The sequence below is a fragment of the Secundilactobacillus odoratitofui DSM 19909 = JCM 15043 genome (assembly GCF_001434895.1).
Lineage (GTDB): Bacteria > Bacillota > Bacilli > Lactobacillales > Lactobacillaceae > Secundilactobacillus > Secundilactobacillus odoratitofui.
Map to the genome: position 1 here is coordinate 1 of NZ_AZEE01000031.1, position 18,012 is coordinate 18,012.

Sequence of the window (18,012 nt, forward strand, 5' to 3'; positions counted from 1 at the left end):
GTTGATATTCCGGTAACGGGTACGACTGTCAAGCCAGGTGAAACCTTAACGGTTACACCAGACGGTGGTAAGTCCACTACGGTGACGGCGCCAAGTGACGCAACTAATGTTGAAGTGACGAAGAATCCAGACGACAGTTACACGGTCACTGGAAAGACGACGCCAAATACGGATGTTGCAGTGACATTACCAAGCGGAAAAACTGTCAAAGGCAAGAGTGATAACGATGGCAACATCACTGTCACGATTCCAAAGGGCACGGTCAAGCCAGGTGACACCATTACGGTAACGCCAACAGGCAGTGACAAAGGTACGACGGCGACGATTCCAGGTGACGTGGCAGATGCTCATATTACCAAGAACCCGGATGATAGTTACAACGTTACTGGTAAGACAACGCCAAACACCGATGTAACGATTACTGATCCAAATGGCAAGACAGTTGCGACTGGCAAGAGTGATGGCAATGGTAACGTTGATATCACAATTCCAAAGGACACGGTCAAACCAGGTGATGTTGTCACGGTAACGCCAGCAGGCGGTGACGGTACCAAAGTAACTGTGCCAAATGACGCTACTAATGTTGATATCACCAAGAACCCAGAAGGTGGTTATGACGTCACTGGAAAGACGACGCCAAACACTGATGTAACAGTGACATTACCAGGTGGTACCACAATTCCAGGTAAGAGTGATGGCGATGGTAACATCGACGTAACGATTCCAAAGGATACGGTTAAACCAGGTGATACCATCACTGTAACGCCTAAGGGTGGCGATGATACCAAGGTCACCGTACCAACGGATACGACGATTACAAAGGATCCAAATGGCGGTTATGACGTAGATGTCACAACGAAGCCAGGAACCGACGTAACGATTAAGGATCCAAATGGTAACCCAATTGGCACTGGTACAACGGATGAGAATGGTAAGACGACCATCACAATTCCAGATGGGAAAGTTAAGCCAGGTGACGTCATCACCGTAACACCAGAAGGTGGAGATACCACTAAGGTAACCGTACCAACGGATACGACAATTACGAAGGATCCAAACGGCGGCTATGACGTAGATGTCACAACGAAGCCAGGAACTGACGTAACGATTAAGGATCCAAATGGTAACCCAATTGGCACTGGTACAACAGATGACAATGGTAAGACAATCATCAAGATTCCTGATGGCACTGTTAAGCCAGGCGATACTATCACCGTAAGTCCTAAGGGCGGCGATGATACCACGGTCACTGTACCAACGGACACCACAATTACGAAGGATCCAAATGGCGGTTATGACGTAGATGTCACAACGAAACCAGGAACTGACGTAACGATTAAGGATCCAAACGGTACGACGATTGGCAAAGGCACCACTGATGAGAATGGCAAGACCACTATCAAGATTCCTGATGGTAAAGTTAAACCAGGTGATGTGATCACCGTAACGCCTAAGGGTGGCGATGATACTAAGATTACCGTACCAGGCGATGTTTCCAACGTTGATATCACCAAGAATCCAGATGATAGTTACAACGTAACTGGCAAGACTACGCCAAATACTAACGTAACAATCAAGGATCCAAACGGTAATACAATTGCTACTGGTAAGAGTGATGGCGACGGTAACGTTACGATTACGATTCCAAAGGGCACTGTAAAACCAGGTGATACTGTAACAGTTACACCAGACGGTGGCACTGGTACCGAAGTTAAGGTGCCAAATGATGTGACGAACGTTGATGTAACGAAGGATCCAGCGGGTGGCTATGACGTAACTGGTAAGACGACACCAGATACTGACGTCACCATCAAGGATTCAAAGGGTAACACGATTGCTACTGGTAAGAGTGATGGCAATGGTAACATTAACATCACGATTCCAGATGGTAAGGTCAACCCTGGTGACACGATTACCATTACGCCAGTAGGTGGCAAAGGAACTGAAGTCACAATTCCGGCCTCATCAACTGATACGACTGGTAATACTGGTACTACAGGCACGACCACTGGCACAACCGGAACCGACACGGACGCTAATACGACTGTGACGAACGGTAATTCTGGTAACTCTGGTAATACTGATAACACTTCGAATGGCTCATCCTCAACTACTGGTGATGGTGATACGACCAACTCTGGTACAGAGGGTACGTCTGAAGAAGCTAATACCACCGCAGCAAGCAATGGTACAGCAACAAGTCAAAGCGCAGAGGCTAACACAGTGAGTGCTTCGACACATACCGATAACAACACGACTAAGGAAGGTAAGCTTCCACAAACCAGTGAAAGTTCAGAGCAAGGCGCAATCTTGGTTGCACTTGGCAGCATCTTGGCTTCACTTGGCATGGCACTTGGCTTCAAGAAGCGTGAAGATTCGGACGAATAGGTTAATTGAGTTCCATTAAATTAACCACTTGGAAGGCGCGATATTGTCGCGCCTTCCTTACATAAATCTTAGGTTATTTGGGGGACTTCCATGTACTACTTTGTCAATTCAGAGGGCACACCAGCAAAATTAAACGGCGTTGATCGAGCACAAGTCGAACGCTTGAGGATATTTACGGCCAATGGGGTTTCAGCAAAGTTGGTATCGTTTGACTTCAGTCCAGCACTGATTGAAAATGCGAAGGCTGCGGGCGTCGATGCAGATCAAGTGATCAATCTGTATGATGTCCTGTGCCAAATTGATTATCACCAAAGCACGGTGGTTAAGCTAAACGACCTTCATATTGATGGCGTTGCTGCTAATTCAGCTGATGATCAGACAACTCGCTTTTATAAGGATGGTGAGTTGAATGCCCAAGTTGAAGTGGACGAGCAAGAACGGGTTGTCACCGTTCGGCATTTTGATGATCAAGAACACCAAGTTAAGGTGCAAGACTACAGTTGCCTAGGTTATGTTGCCCGTGAGCGAACTTACTCTAGCGAAGATGGTCGGACAACGCTACGTCAGACTAATTATTACAATCAGGCCGGTGAAGTTTGTCTCACCTTTGATTATCAACATGGCAGACAATCGCAGTTACAATCAATCCAACTGGTTTTGGCAAACGAAGTCCGGCAGTTTGACTCCGAATTACAACTCCAAGCATATTTCCTAGATACATTGAATCAGCACGCTACTCAGACGGTTTTTGTTGCGGATCGGGTATCGAAAGCGGGACCGGTGCTGCAAGCAATGACGACTGAGACTACAAAATTAGCGGTTATTCACACTAACCATCAATTAGAAGACGGTCGAATCAATCCGCTTTATAACGATTTGTTTGCTCACCTAGACCTCTGGAATGGGTTGATTGCGTCCACTGTTAAACAAGTGGCGGCGTTGCAGCAGTTCGTCAGTTCACTTCCGATTTATCATGCCAGCATGAGTATTGTTCGAGACGTCAATTTTGATAACGTTCCGAAACCGGTTGACCATAAGCCGGGTACTCGAATTCTAATGGTTGGTCGTATTTCACCGGTGAAACAGTTCGAAGAAGGGATTGAGATTTTTCGGCTAGTTCATTTAAAGTACCCGGAAACGACCCTTGATATTTATGGTGATACTTCGACGACAGTTGAAGCTGACCACGATTACTATTTAAAGTTGCTGGCACTTGTTCAACGACTAGAGCTTGAGGATTGTATTCACTTCCGCGGCTATGTTGCAGATCTTGAACCGTTGTTTGATCATTACGATGCGTTGCTATGTACGAGTAAACGTGAAGGAACGGCCTTAGTTTTAAATGAAGCAATGTCGCGTGGCGTACCGGTGGTGTCATATAATTTTGATTATGGCCCAGATGAATTCGTTGAAAACGGGGGTAATGGGTATCTGGTCCCAGTTGGCAACCGTGAGTTAGCTGCTAAGCAATTGGGCGGCCTACTAAAACATCGATCATGGCAGCGAATGATGAGTCGCAACGCTTTTAAATCAGCTCGTCGATACTCGCAGACGGCCGTTTGGCGAATGTGGCAAAAAGTGATTGACGCACTTGGGTTGAGATAGTGTTATTACGCTTCAATTAACTTGCTGAGACTTTCGTCTCCAGTTACCCGAAATCGAGGGCTTGCCGTGGGGTCGGTTCGAGCCGAAGTGCGGTCTCGAACCTCGAATTCAAGCCCCGCCAAAAATCCCGCGGGTCTTCAATTCGACCCTGACAGGTGGAAAAAGCCCACCTGTCATTTCACGGCAAGCCTTCGATTTCTGGTAACTTTCGACTACGATTGCTGTTAAAAACACTATTGTGAAGAATAAAATAATGAGAGCAGAAAAACAGTCATAACATCGTGACCACGCATGTGAGGTCAGATATTATGACTGTTTTTTAGACATTAGCAATGTAACGAGAACGTAGGAAATCAACGGCACCAGTTGTGGTGAAGGTGCTGTTGGCGCTTTAGCGCCTACAGCACGGACGACTTCTGAGACTTGTGATTTTTGCAAGGCTCAGAAGCGAAGCGGAAGACGTGCTTTTCGGCTGAAGCTGGTCCCACTTCAATTGGTACCGTTGATTGCCGGAGTGGTAGTGGCAGTAACAATCATATTGACCACTATTCGTCAACTACACCCAACCAAGCGTAGACAACAGCCCATAGACCAAGCCACCAACAACCGCAATCCCCATCACCACGGCAATCACGAGGTTAATCGTCTGTGAGCCACTACGCCGTTTGTCCGGATCGTGAACGAACTGTTTTTCGTGATCAAAGCGTTTTTGAATATCATCATCGAGGAGTTTCTTATCTTGTTTATTCATACCTAGTATAATATAGTGGAATTAATAGGAGTGTCAAATTGAATGGAGATTAAATTTGACGTTAAAGGGACGATTTCCATACTAGCACAAGGGTAGGTGACAGTATGCCAATGAAATTAAAGCGACCGATATTAAGAAAGTACGAACGACTGGCTAGACGGATTATGAAGCTAGCGCCAACCTATTCCCAGATGAGCGATGAGGAATTGCAGCAACAAACCGCAATTTTTCGTGTGCGACTTGCGAAGGGGGCGACGCTCGATTCACTGTTGCCAGAGGCGTTTGCGGTGGCTTGCGAGGCCGACAAGCGAGTGCTTGGCTTAGCCCCATTTTTCAACCAAATTACGGGTGGTATCGTACTGTATTACGGCGATATCGCTGAAATGAAGACCGGTGAGGGTAAGAGTTTGACCGCAACGCTACCCTTATATTTGTGTGGCCTCACCGGACCAGGTAACTTTTTAGTAACGGCTAATGCCTACTTGGCTAACCGGGATGCCGAAGAGATGGGACCGGTGTACGAGTGGCTGGGCTTGACGGTTCGTTCCGGTGCACCTAACGAAACAGTTGATGAAACGGAAAATGCCACCCCGGACAAGGCCGAAATTTATAAGGCTGACATTGTCTATACGACCCACAGTGCACTGGGTTTCGATTACTTAATGGATAACCTAGCAGCGACAGAAGAAAATCAGTTTCTACACGGCTTTCATTATGCGTTGGTGGATGAAATCGATGCGGTGTTACTCGACATGGCCACCATTCCGTTGGTGATTTCGGGTGCACCACGGGTTCAATCCAACTACTATCAATCAGCAGATCGATTGGTTAAGCTACTTGAGGTGGGTGACGGGCTGGACATTGAAGAAAGCGACGATACCAAAAGTGCTTGGTTCACTAAGCGCGGCATTGCGAAGATTGAACGTTTTTTTGGTATCAAAGGGTTACTGTCGCCGAAGTGGGCAGAACTGTATCGCCACATGGTGTTGGCGATGCGCGCTAATTACCTGATGTATCGTGGCCGAGACTATGTGCTCGACGATGGCGAGATTGCGCTGATCGATACGGAAAATGGCAGGAAGCTTCCCGGAATGAAACTGCACGCTGGATTGCATCAGGCAATCGAGGCCAAAGAAGGTGTGAAGATTTCGAGCGAATCGCGGGCTATGGCCTCTATCACCTACCAGAATTTATTCCGGATGTTTGACAAACTTTCTGGCATGACTGGGACCGCCATCACGGATGTTCGGGAGTTTCGCGAAACTTACCACTTAGACGTCATTCAGATTCCTACGCATCGACCAGTGATTCGAAAGGAACGACCGGATCAGCTTTACGTGACGAACCAAGAGAAAATCTACGCGTCTGTTGACCGAATTAAACAAGCGTATGCCAAGCGACGCCCCGTTTTAATTGAAACCGGGTCCGTGTCGATGTCAGAGCTTTACTCATATGTATTATTGAAAGAAGGTATTCCCCATAATTTGTTGAATGCCCACAGTATTGCCAAGGAAGCGGCAATCATTGCTGAAGCGGGCCAGCCCGGCGCAATTACGGTTGCCACTTCCATGGCTGGGCGTGGTACCGATATCAAACTTGGTGAAGGCGTTGCGGCATTAGGTGGCCTACTTGTGGTTGGAACTGAGCCCATGTCTAGCCGCCGAATCGATCAACAGTTAAAGGGCCGTGCAGGACGCCAAGGGGCTCCTGGCGAAAGTGTCTTTTACGCCTCACTTGAGGACAAAGTTGTGTTAGAAAATGGTCCCAGTTGGGCTAAACGGGCGCGTCATCGCTATGAAGATCAGTTACAGGATGAAAAACGTGAATTTGGGACACCAATCAAACAAGCACGCTTCCGAAACTTGATTGCGACCGTCCAAGGTGTAGCTGAGAACGATCAACGTAGTTCGCGGGCAATGACGTTGCAGTTTGACGAAATTTTTCGACTACAACGGGAGAAAATTTACCAGTTTCGTGATCGGGTCATGGCAGATCAAAATTTAGATCAGTTAGTCGACAAATTGATTCAGCGGGCACTGACAACTTTTCTAACACCGTCGGTTAAACAGCCACTAAGCTTTGAAAGTGTGCTGGATTATTTGTTTAACCACGTTGACTACAATTACGACCGTTCTCAGTTATGGGAACCTTGGCAAGCTGGTGGAGCCGAACTGAAGCGCTACTTGCTAGAGGTGGTGTCAAAACGGTTGACTGCTCAACACGATGAGTTTCTGAATCACGATCAATTTTTGTATTTTGAACGATTAGCGATTTTAAAAGCCGTCGATTACGCTTGGATCGAGCAGGTGGATAACCTGCAACAGCTCAGACAGGTGGTCAATAGCCGAACTCGTGGCGCCCATAACCCAATTTATGAGTATCAACGCGATGCACGCTCGTCGTTTGAGCAAATGACCCACGCCTTTTGGCAAGTTGCACTGAGTAACCTGATGCTGTCGACTTTTGCCATGAAACCAGATGGGACGATTGATGTTGAATTTCCATGATAGGACGAACGGATGAATAGAAGAAACTTAATTTACCGGATTTGCTGGAGCCTGCTGATCTTGCTCATTATGGAGGTTGGCCGTCAGCTGATTATTCCGGTCGTCAATTTAAATAGTGCGACCGCCGTACTGGCTAAGAACCGGGCGTTGCAATTTTTCGCGTACGCTACTGGTGGTCAAATGAACGCGCCAACGTTGCTTTCGCTAGGGGTGGCACCTTATATGACCGCTAAAATTATTTGGTCGATTGTTAGCATGGTGGACCAAGAGGCAACCCGCCACTTAACGGAACGCACGCAAAATCTGATTCAGCGGGGACTAACACTGCTGTTTGCGATTGCGCAAGCCATTCAGATGGCGGTGATGATCAGCAAAACCATGAAACCAATCAAACTCCTGACTGAGTTTGATAGTACGATCATTTTGATCACGGTCCTGGTGGCTGGTGCCATGCTGGTCGTCCACTTGACTGATTTAAATATTGAACGGGGTATCGGTGGGGCCGTGCTCCTGATTTTACCAACGGTGATTCAAAATCTGCCCAACATGCTCGAAAATGGTGTGAACACCAGTGACCATTTTATCTTCACCGTGCGTAGCTCAATTTTTCTGGTGGTTGCCACGTTATTGTTTCTAGTCGTGACGCTCTTTATTTACCGTGGCGAACGGCGAATCGAAGTGCAACGAACGGGAATTATCAACACCTATGGCAAATCCTACCTACCAATTCGAGTGCTACCGGGTGGTGCTATGCCGTTTATGTTCTCGATGTCGATCTTTGTGCTACCGACTTATTTACGTCACGAAAGTATCGACGGTGGTGCATTTGCGAACTACTTAGTTAACACACTGTTCTCTTACCATACTTTAAGTGGTATTTTGACCTATTGTGTCGTGGTTTGTTTGCTGGGTTACGGCTTTGGCTACATGAACTTTCAACCGGTTGAGACCGCTAAGACGCTAAAAGAATCCGGTGACTACATCTTTGACGTGGCACCAGGCCGTGATACCGAACGTTACTTGACCAGTCGGCTGATGCGGATGATTTTTGTTGGTAACTGCTTTTTAGTCCTTGTAACCGCGGTACCACTAATTATTGGGCTCTATAAACCGGGCTATGGTAATCTGAGTTTCTTTTTCAGTGGCTTATTTATCCTCATTACGATTTTGGATAATATTTTTGATCAAGTTAACGCTCTATATCTGAAGGGCCAGTACGAATTAGTTTAGGAAAGGCGTGGCAGTCGATGATCAACATTTTAGCTCCGTGGGATAACGACCGAGTCGCATTTGAAGAAGACATTGCGGCCAATATTGCTGACTTACTACGCCGGACTGAGCAGCCGTTTACGCTGTGCACGGTGAGTTTTCTGCCCGACCTGCGTCATCGATTGCACCAGATTGGCTTGTTAGAGAGTCCTTGGTGGAACGCCTACGACGCGATTGCTGGTATTGGGCTAAAGGATGGTGCTCCGGCTGATCGACTTGATCTGCTGTGGCCGGCCGATGTGAACTTTTTGGCGGCCCCAGATCTTACTTACGTTTATCAACAAGATGTGCTATTTGCGACCTGCCGTTACAGTTACGATCACTATCTCAACCAAGTGGACTATTACGATCCTACTGGCCGATTAAGCAAGTCCGAAACCTACGATGATCGTGGCTTTATGTCACGGCGCATTACTTTTGACGCAGATCAACAATCAAGTACGACACTGTATAACGAATTCGGTCAGTTAATTTTGACGATAACGCAAGATGGGGTCCAGATTGACCCAAGTCAACGTGGCCGGTTTGAGCACATGCACTATGATCAATTTCATAATTTGCTGGATGAAGTCTGCGCTAAACAACTTGAGCAGGAACCAGATGCCAAGTTATTGGTGATTTATCGGCAAGACTTTGACTTTCCGACTCCTAAGATTTTAGCGAAGCACACTTATGACTTGGTGATTGCTTCTTCGGAAACTAAAATTGATCCCAATGATATCTGGTTACACTTGCTCACAGCCGTTTCAACTAAAGTGGTCGCGACCGATATTGCGGCTAGCCGTGGTATTCAACGTGCGATGACGGACTGGGCGTTGCTGACAGAAAAGGCGATCAGGCTGATTTCACCCTATGGTTCTGACTTGAACCTTGGTATTAGTAATGAATTATCTGACATGATTGTTTACTGGCGAATGGAAAATTTGAGTGAGCATGATCGCCAAGTGACGGTGACCGCGTTATTTGACTGTTTGTTAACCCATGACCAAATGGTTTTGGTCGCCAGCATGGACAGTGCCGTTGATGTCACGCAGGCACAAGTGATGCAGTTGATTGATGGTCAGTTTAACGTTGCGGACAGGCACGACGATTTGAAAATTGCGGTGGCATACTTGAAGGCCAAACGTGATGAAACACCAGTGACGAATTTGGCGCAGATCAAACAATTACAAAAGGCCGCAAACTGGTCAGAACTTGAATCAGCAGCCAAGGTACTATTGCGGGTTGTAATTCGTGAACGAGATGATCATGCTACTATTCTATCAACGCTGCACACAGCACGGTTGCTGATTGATTTGGCAGATCAAATTGATCCCTTTGTTCAACTGGCAGCGATTAGTGCGGGCGTGCCACAACTCGTTCACTTGAAAACGCAGTACGTGACGGATGATGGTAACGGCCGCGTCGTGAACAATCCCAAGGAGCTGGCTGCTGGTGTCAACTTTTACTTAGAAGGCCTCTACAACTGGAATCAGGCGCTGGTGTACAACGTGGCGAAAATCGAACGGTTTGCAGATCGTGAATTAATTAAGCAGTGGCAGGAGGTGCTCAAAAAATGATTGATGTCGTTCAGGTTGGTGGCTTAAAAGTGCCATTGGCATCACACTTAAGTCCCGATTTTGAGTATCAGTATGTCGCTAATGATCACTATGATGACGCGACTGATAAGCAGGCCCCGTTTGCTAATCAACTGCTTAAGCAGACGTACCAAACTGCCATTTTTTTGGTCAGTGCTGGTTCGGCGTTGTTAACTGATCTGGCGTTGGTTCAGAATTTACCCGCTTATCAAATTCTTTACGATCAAAACTTAACGTTACCAGCAGCGATTGCTGCACTTTTCGAGCAGAAGGGGGCGCAACCAATTTCGTTACGCGATCCAGCTGCGGTCGCCAAATTGATTAATCAGGATTATTTCGGGTCGCAGATGGGACAAAAATTACTTTTTGATGACCTGATAATTGAACCGACCTTTTTAGAGGATGTCCACCAAATGGGACATAATCGGTTAACTTTCGCTGCCAGTTTCGGCCAACAATCACGGCAAATTGCGAGCTGGGAATCTTTTGGAACGCTACCAGCTGACTGGCAGTTAACTTTTTTACCAGAAGCAACGGTAACCAGTGGAGATGTTGAAGTTAGTTTTAAGCTATACATGATATCTTATGATGGTCGCAACACAATCAAAGCGGTAATCACGAAGACACTTGCCGAACTTCAGGTCCCCTTCGCGTTACCGGTCTACAATGAACTCACGCTTTGCAAAGTGACGGTCTGGGCTCGTGGCGCGGGCGTCATTCGGCTTGGTAATTGTCACTTTCGTCGTTCACGCCACGACCGCGGTGAGCTGATGGCGGGCGGTCAGCGATTGGTTGACCGTCAAAATATGGGCAGTGAGTTACTCGTCTATTTCAACCCTGGTGATCTTAAACCGCCGTTAAACGTGTATTTTTCCGGGTATCGTGAAGCGGAAGGCTTTGAAGCCATTTTCATGATGCGTAACCTCAGTTCACCGTTCATGGTGATTGGCGATCCACGGATTTCCGGTGGCGCCTTTTATATGGGGAGTCAACAACTCGAAGACGACTTAGTCCGTGCGATTCAAGAACGACTTGATCAACTGCATTTTAACAATGATCAGCTGATACTTTCAGGGCTATCGATGGGCACTTATGGTGCGCTATATTATGCTGCCAGGTTGAAACCACACGCAGTAGTTGTCGGTAAGCCACTGGTTAACCTAGGAACCGTTGCCAAAAATGAGCGAATCAAGCGACCTGGCGGATTCCCAACATCACTAGATATTTTACTCTGGCAAACAGGGCGAGCAGATAGTCTCGGTGTGGATGAACTTAACCTTCGTTTTTGGCGTCAATTTGGTCAGGGGAACTTTGAAAACACGACGTTTGCGATTACTTACATGAAAGAAGACGATTACGACGGTGAGGCATTCCAAGTTCTATTTCGGACACTGCGACAGCGATTTCCAAACGTCAAAGTGCTCTATAAGGGGCTTACCGGGCGACATAACGACGACACCAACGGCATCGTTAAATGGTTTTTAGCGCAGTATAATAACTTGCTCTGGACTGATTTTAACCGTCCGCGCCCGCGGTTGAAGATGCCGGAGAATCCGACTTCTGAGTGAGCGTCATTAGGCTATTTTTACGTGGAACTTATAGAGCGTGTAAGTGGTTTTCAGTTACTATCATGTTGGCAACTCAATCGTAACTTGCTCATACCACGTTAATTTCATACTTGGACAACGTAACGAGAACGGAGGTAAACGGGGGACCGGTTACAAGGACTGGACGATTCTAAGACTCACCGTTTTTGTGAGGCTTAGAATCGATGCGTAAAACGCGTAGCGGTTGAAGCAGGTCCCACAGCAACCAGCCCCACCCGTTTACCGGAGTGGTAGTGACCGAAAGGGCGCAAAGTCGGAAAATATTTTGAACTAAGATGATTGGTGTGAAGGGAGAAAAAGTATGCAGATGGTCCACGTAATGCACTGGGAACGTGCATTAAAACAAGCCTATAACTATGGTGCGCAAGTCACGTTTGAGCGCGATGGTCGGGTCAACTACCATGCACCGATGATGCCATCTGGCCTACCAATTTATACGTGGTCATCAAAAGGCACAACTAAGGGTTACTTGGTGCCACCGCAGTTACCGTTGCTTCAACGAGGCCAGACTTATGCCTTTGACATGCAGGCGGATGTTTTACCAGCTAATAGTGTGTATGCCATGGTTGAGCTACTGGATGCGGCCGGCAACAGTCTGGAGCAACTGACTTATCAGTCCCTTAGCGGTACCTTTGAAATGACTGATTCCGCCTATGATTATCGCATTTGTTTAATGAATACCAATCATGACCGAGTGGTGTTTAAACGACTTGTTTTGATGCCAGTTGCGCTTAAAGCTCAAGCTACTGTTGATGCGCCTTTCGTTACAGTGACTAAAACAAACCAAGCGCCAATAACTGTCGTGTTAGCACAGCAAAGTGGCACGACTGCTAATTTCCCAGTTGCCAGCGAAGGGCCAACCATTATTTATCATTTTTCAAGCGACATGTTACATAGACCAGAGATGCTGCCAGAACTGCAGGCGTTAATGCAACGCGTCCTTGCAATTCAACCAAAGACAGCTCGAAGGGTCAGCGTATTAACTTGGGGGAACCAGCCGGTGTCGGTATTTGATACCTTCTTGGACCTCTGTCATCAACATCAATTGGAGGTTTTAAGATGATGAACTTTTTCTTAAATCGGGCAATGGGTATCGGCAACTCTGGCGTTGAACACGCTGAGTTTTACCGGGCAAAGCGCTTCGAACAGGCAGGCTTGCCTTATCGTTTCGTGTTTACGGATCTGGTGCCTGAATTGCACGTTGCAATGGCTAAGTGGCACATTAAAAATCAAAATGTGATCAACATGTGGGAGTATTTCGTCTTAGGCGACGACTATCTTAAACACGGTGTTACCAACGCTGTATCAGCAACTTCACAGATGGTGATTGATGATACCAACACCAACCGAAAACAGGATGAAATCACGGACTCGGGCATTCACATCGTGCGCCACTTTGTCAAATACCCAGCAACAAAGGGTGACATCTTAATTGTGAGCACGGCGCGAGTTGAGTTGTATAACCAAGTGACCGGTGAACGACGGGCAACGTTTGAAACCATTGAGGACGACCACGAAAATCACGTTATTTTGAACATTCATTTATTTAACCAAAATGGTCGCCACTTATTCTTTCGGAATGAAGTGATGTTACAGCGGTATTTTTTGACGCAGCTGGATGCCGCTTTTGAAGGCGATAGCACCTTTATTATTGACCGTGACGAGATTACAGAAGCCGCGTTGCTCAATCACCGACCTGAGGGTGCTCACATCGTTGAGGTAATCCATGCCGATCATTTATCTGATCGTGATGATCCTACACACCCGCTATGGAACAATTACTATGAGTACATGCTGACCCACCTTGAGGCCGTTGACCGCGTTGTAGTGGCAACGGAACTTCAGCGCCAGGACTTACTGATTGATTTTCCGGAAGATGCTGATAAATTTGTCACGATTCCGGTTGGTGGAATTCGTGATCAGCAAGCACTGCACACTTCTGACAAACGTGGGGTGCCGTTGAAGCTAGTTTCAATTTCACGATTGGCGGATGAAAAGCACATTGATTTTGCTATTAAAGCAGTCACACAACTTCATGATGCTGGTGAGGCAATTACCCTTGACGTTTATGGTCAGGGTGGCGAGCAGCAACATCTAGAAGACGTGATTCATGCGGGTCACGCCGAAGCTTATGTTCAGTTAAAGGGACAAACCCATACACCAGCAACAATCTATCCAAAATACGATGCATTTATTTCGGCGTCTTATTCGGAAGGGTTTGGATTAACCTACATCGAAGCGTTAAACGCCATGTTACCAGTCATCACCTTCAAAGCCCGGTTTGGGGCACTTGAATTAATTCGTGATGGTGAAAATGGCTTTTTACAGGACTTCAAACGGGGTGATGAGACCTATAACGTCGCCCAATTAGTTAGTGGTATTAAACGCTTATTAGCTGCTGATTACACAACGTTGCACAAGAACACCCAAGCAGGCATTGATAAATATCGTGATGCCAATATTGCCAAGGAATGGGAGGCGTTATTACATGCGCTATGAACTGACAAACATGATTCGACCAGGTACGGCTAATTGGGAGCAGCAAAAGCAGCGCCTGTTAGCAGAAGGCGGACAGGTTTTGACTTTAGCACCCAACCCTGGTTTTTACGGTTTATTACAGGCGGAAGGCATTGATGGTATTAACTTGATTGATTGGCTGACTAAGCGACATTATCACGCTGACCGGTACCTATTTTTTAACGAGATTCCAACCGTTTCCGGGGCTGAAATTTTTATGAATAAGGATCGGACCATCTCGATTATTAGTGAAGGTGAGCGAATTGGTTCCGTAATCCTTTATGCAAATACTCGGCGAGCGGTTAAAGAAGTTCATTACACCAACACAGATGGTACGCCAGACTTTGTTGAGGAGTATACCTTTGATGGTGGTCTTTATAGCCGCATCTTTTACACGCGTGGTGACGTCAACGAGATTGTTTTCTATGATGAGAGTGAACGACCGGTTATTCGATACTACTTCTATGACGGTGTCGTGAACTTTGTGACCGTTGAAAATGATGATGGTAGCGTTAAATATCGCTACAATAGCGTGCAGGCATTTCTCACGGACATGTTAGGCAAGATGATGAGTAAACGAGATGAAATCAATATTACTTACATGGGTTTAGAGTTGAATGTACTCGAGAAAACCCACTCTGATAATAGCTTGTATTTACAAGAATCACCTGTAGATGAAGACGGGAAAGTTAAGGGTAATCTTCGTGCAATTTTGAACAATGAGTTACCGTTTATACAAACAGTAAAAATGGATAATAATGCGTTGCAACTGATTCAATCACAAGTTGAGAATACGACGAAAATTGATTTAATTTGAATTTGATTAGATTATATGTAACATAATAAAAAAATAATCAGTTTTTAAATGACAAAGCATGCGATAAATCATATAATGGCGAGAGAATGTGGCTAAATTTAATTGAGTACCACTAAACAGGAAAGTAGCGAGGAGGGGCGAATAGTGAATTTTAGCAAAAAGAATAATAAATTAATCAAAAACAACAGTAAAGAACACTACAAGATGTTTAAGGATGGTAAGAATTGGGCTTATGCAGCCATCTCGACTTTTACTGGTATTTTTGGCTTAACAGCAGGTTTTACGGTGTCAACGAAGGCGTCAGCTGATACGTCCAGTGCGAGCAATAAAACGGTAAGTCAAGAAGTTGATGATAGTAAGGTACTGGCGACCCAGTCTAAAACGACTATTCCCGCCACTTCTACGACTACTTCGACAACGGAAAGTACGACTGAGAGTACCACGGAAAGTCATTCTGACAGTACGACTCAAAGTACCACTGAGAGTTCAACGGATAGTACTTCAGCCAGCGATACCACGAGTACAACTACCAGTGGGACGCAAAGCAATACGACTAGCGATAGTACTTCCAGTGAAAGTGACTCAAGTAGTACATCGACCAGTACGAGTGATTCAATTTCAACCACTGAAAGCACAACTGAGAGTAATAGTGCCAGTGCAAGCGACTCAGTCAGTGATAGTAGTGATTCAGCTGCTACGTCTACGACCTCACTTAGTAACGGTGTGACGTCTACCAGTGGTTTGATCAAAGCTGCGGCACTTGCTGCCACTTCATCCACGACTGATTTAACCAGTTCACTTGGATTCACGGGCGCTACTAGCGTGACGACCAATGACGATGTCATGACGATTAACGTAAGTGGCAATGTGGATGTCACTACCGCCGAACTAAGCGATATTAGTGATTACATTAAAACCAATGATATTACGTCAATCGTAATTGCAACTGCTGCGGGTGTTACTCCAGCTTCAACTAGTTCAAGTACAAGCGATGGTACTTTGACGCCCTCTAGCCTTGGCGTGGCCTTGTATGATTTAACTGGATTACCAGTTCAGTTAACTTATTCATCGGCAACGGCTGCAACAACAACTGCGTTACCAACGACTATGAATGGTGGCACTTTAGTGACCACATTTACGCAAGTTGGTTCCTCAACTGGTACATGGTCACCAAATTTCACGATGTATTGGACGAATGTCTATGTGAATTCCAGCGGTAATATTGTCGCATTTTCAAGCCAGTCCCAACTTCAAATTCGTTTTTCGGCTGCCTCATCATATACTTCACTGGATGTAACCACAGTCACTCAAACTGGTGGCTTTGGTATCACCACGATTTCTTCCGTTTCAAGTACACCGATTGCAAGCGTTGCAATTTCTGGCTCTGGTTCACAAAGCGTAACTTTTAGTGTTGATCAAACAGCCGACATTATTGATGCGCTGATTAATCAAGGAAATTATTCAAGTACGACTGTTAAAACCGGAGTCATCGTCATTAACCTTGCTGGGTCAGGCTCAAGCCCCAATATCACTGCGACTAAGTATAATGCTGGCCAAATTGCGCTCGGATTGACTTCACAATCGATGTATGAAGTTTCAAGTACTGCCACTTCAAAGTCAACTTCCACAGTCGATAGCGCTAGTACTTCGACCTGGGTTAGTACTTCGAGTGTTTCATCGAAAAGTACGAGCATTCAAACCTCAACATCGTCGAGTACGTCCACAAACGTTTCAACATCTAGCAGTATTTATAACAGTAATTCGACCTCAACTAGTTTATCTGGCAGTAGCTCAATGAGTGTTTCTTTGAGTAGTTCTACGCAGGTATCTACTTCGTCAAGCTTGTCTGGTAGTGTTGCTTCCAGCAAATCAACGAGCAGTTCATTAAGTACTTCTGTAAGTGCTTCGACCAGCGCGTCAACAAGTACATTGGCAAGTCAATCAACGAGTGTGTCTACCAGCAGTTCACTTAGCGGTTCAACCAGCTTGTCTGCTAGTGAGTCGGTTAGTGCTGCTGTGAGTCAATCCTTAAGTAATTCAAGGAGTATATTAACCAGCCAATCCTTAAGCACGTCTGCATCAAGTTCATTGAGTTCATCTAAGAGTCAGTCATTAAGTGCATCAACTAGCCTCTCCACTAGTGAATCTATAAGTAGTTCATTAAGCGGTTCTGCAAGTGAATCAGTGAGTGGTGTGCTATCACAGAGTGAATCAAATAGTTTGTTTGAGAGTGAGCTCACAAGTTATAACGATTCGGTGTCTAATTCGATTCATGATTCAACCAGCCTTTCTAGATTTACTTCTACGTCTGGTAGTAAGTCTGCGTCAGCTTCAGTGAGCGATTCGGCATCAACATCATTGAGTAACTCAGGCTCAATCTCGATTAGTGAGTCTGGCTCAACATCAGTAAGTGATTCAACATCAACGTCGTTGAGTGATTCAGGTTCAAGCTCTGTTAGTGAATCTGGTTCAACATCAGTAAGTGACTCAACGTCAACGTCGTTGAGTGATTCAGGTTCAATATCTATCAGTGAATCTGGTTCAACATCAGTAAGTGACTCAACGTCAACGTCGTTGAGTAATTCGGGTTCTATTTCTGTCAGTGAATCTGGTTCAACATCAGTAAGCGATTCGACGTCAACGTCGCTGAGTGATTCAACTTCGACATCAACATCATTTAGTAATTCAGGCTCAATCTCGGTTAGTGAGTCTGGCTCGACGTCAGTAAGCGATTCAACTTCAGCATCGTTGAGTAACTCAGGTTCTATTTCTGTCAGTGAATCTGGCTCAACGTCAGTAAGTGACTCAACATCAACGTCGTTGAGTGATTCGGGTTCGACTTCTGTCAGTGAATTTGGTTCAACATCAGTAAGCGATTCGACATCAACGTCGTTAAGTAATTCAACCTCGACATCAATATCGTTGAGTAACTCAGAATCAATCTCAGTTAGTGAGTCTGGCTCAACGTCAGTAA

Annotated in this window: 11 protein-coding genes; 10 read left to right on the forward strand and 1 reads right to left on the reverse strand. The window is 45.8% G+C overall.

All coding sequences use genetic code 11. The annotated features are described in order from the left end of the window. Both FD04_RS12200 and FD04_RS12205 read left to right on the forward strand, forming a co-directional pair. On the forward strand, positions 1 to 2,388 hold a 2,388-nt coding region (locus FD04_RS12200), incomplete at its 5' end, for an Ig-like domain-containing protein (protein WP_156660477.1). Between the two features lie 90 nt (positions 2,389 to 2,478). Continuing rightward, positions 2,479 to 3,993 carry a glycosyltransferase gene (locus tag FD04_RS12205; protein ID WP_056949096.1) on the forward strand — a complete coding sequence of 505 codons (1,515 nt, stop codon included), beginning with the start codon at positions 2,479 to 2,481 and terminating at the stop codon, positions 3,991 to 3,993. 556 nt (positions 3,994 to 4,549) lie between these two features. Here FD04_RS12205 and FD04_RS12210 read toward each other — a convergent pair. After that, a complete protein-coding gene (locus FD04_RS12210; protein WP_054702767.1) occupies positions 4,550 to 4,744 on the reverse strand; it encodes a DUF4044 domain-containing protein in 195 nt (64 codons plus the stop codon). Positions 4,745 to 4,848: 104 nt separating this feature from the next. Between FD04_RS12210 and secA2 the strand changes: the two genes are divergently transcribed. From secA2 to FD04_RS12250, 8 genes are all read left to right on the forward strand, one after another. Further along, positions 4,849 to 7,251 carry an accessory Sec system translocase SecA2 gene (gene secA2, locus FD04_RS12215; protein ID WP_338055724.1) on the forward strand — a complete coding sequence of 801 codons (2,403 nt, stop codon included), beginning with the start codon at positions 4,849 to 4,851 and terminating at the stop codon, positions 7,249 to 7,251. A 12-nt stretch (positions 7,252 to 7,263) separates the two neighbouring features. Next, positions 7,264 to 8,481 carry a hypothetical protein gene (locus FD04_RS12220; RefSeq protein WP_082603246.1) on the forward strand — a complete coding sequence of 406 codons (1,218 nt, stop codon included), beginning with the start codon at positions 7,264 to 7,266 and terminating at the stop codon, positions 8,479 to 8,481. A gap of 17 nt (positions 8,482 to 8,498) precedes the next feature. After that, the gene (gene asp1 / locus FD04_RS12225; RefSeq protein WP_054702773.1) at positions 8,499 to 10,079 is read left to right on the forward strand and encodes an accessory Sec system protein Asp1; all 1,581 of its coding nucleotides are present in this window, start codon (positions 8,499 to 8,501) and stop codon (positions 10,077 to 10,079) included. Then, positions 10,076 to 11,665 carry an accessory Sec system protein Asp2 gene (gene asp2, locus FD04_RS12230; protein WP_056949098.1) on the forward strand — a complete coding sequence of 530 codons (1,590 nt, stop codon included), beginning with the start codon at positions 10,076 to 10,078 and terminating at the stop codon, positions 11,663 to 11,665. The genes asp1 and asp2 overlap by 4 nt, the downstream gene beginning before the upstream one ends. Before the next feature lie 340 nt (positions 11,666 to 12,005). Then, positions 12,006 to 12,767 (forward strand): accessory Sec system protein Asp3, encoded by a 762-nt coding sequence (asp3, locus tag FD04_RS12235; protein ID WP_056949101.1) that lies wholly within the window; start codon positions 12,006 to 12,008, stop codon positions 12,765 to 12,767. Beyond that, complete coding sequence (locus FD04_RS12240) at positions 12,767 to 14,203, forward strand: glycosyltransferase (protein ID WP_056949104.1); 1,437 nt, start codon at positions 12,767 to 12,769, stop codon at positions 14,201 to 14,203. Before asp3 ends, FD04_RS12240 begins: the two co-directional genes overlap by 1 nt. Further along, a complete protein-coding gene (locus FD04_RS12245; protein ID WP_054702791.1) occupies positions 14,193 to 15,038 on the forward strand; it encodes a hypothetical protein in 846 nt (281 codons plus the stop codon). Before FD04_RS12240 ends, FD04_RS12245 begins: the two co-directional genes overlap by 11 nt. A gap of 144 nt (positions 15,039 to 15,182) precedes the next feature. Next, on the forward strand, positions 15,183 to 18,012 hold a 2,830-nt coding region (locus FD04_RS12250), incomplete at its 3' end, for a KxYKxGKxW signal peptide domain-containing protein (protein WP_169790173.1).

Excerpts from the sequence above, each read along its gene's own strand:
- FD04_RS12205 (WP_056949096.1), top strand. The coding sequence starts at position 2,479 with ATGTACTACTTTGTCAATTCAGAGGGCACACCAGCAAAATTAAACGGC.
- FD04_RS12210 (WP_054702767.1), bottom strand. The coding sequence starts at position 4,744 with ATGAATAAACAAGATAAGAAACTCCTCGATGATGATATTCAAAAACGC.
- secA2 (WP_338055724.1), top strand. The coding sequence starts at position 4,849 with ATGCCAATGAAATTAAAGCGACCGATATTAAGAAAGTACGAACGACTG.
- FD04_RS12220 (WP_082603246.1), top strand. The coding sequence starts at position 7,264 with ATGAATAGAAGAAACTTAATTTACCGGATTTGCTGGAGCCTGCTGATC.
- asp1 (WP_054702773.1), top strand. The coding sequence starts at position 8,499 with ATGATCAACATTTTAGCTCCGTGGGATAACGACCGAGTCGCATTTGAA.
- asp2 (WP_056949098.1), top strand. The coding sequence starts at position 10,076 with ATGATTGATGTCGTTCAGGTTGGTGGCTTAAAAGTGCCATTGGCATCA.
- asp3 (WP_056949101.1), top strand. The coding sequence starts at position 12,006 with ATGCAGATGGTCCACGTAATGCACTGGGAACGTGCATTAAAACAAGCC.
- FD04_RS12240 (WP_056949104.1), top strand. The coding sequence starts at position 12,767 with ATGAACTTTTTCTTAAATCGGGCAATGGGTATCGGCAACTCTGGCGTT.
- FD04_RS12245 (WP_054702791.1), top strand. The coding sequence starts at position 14,193 with ATGCGCTATGAACTGACAAACATGATTCGACCAGGTACGGCTAATTGG.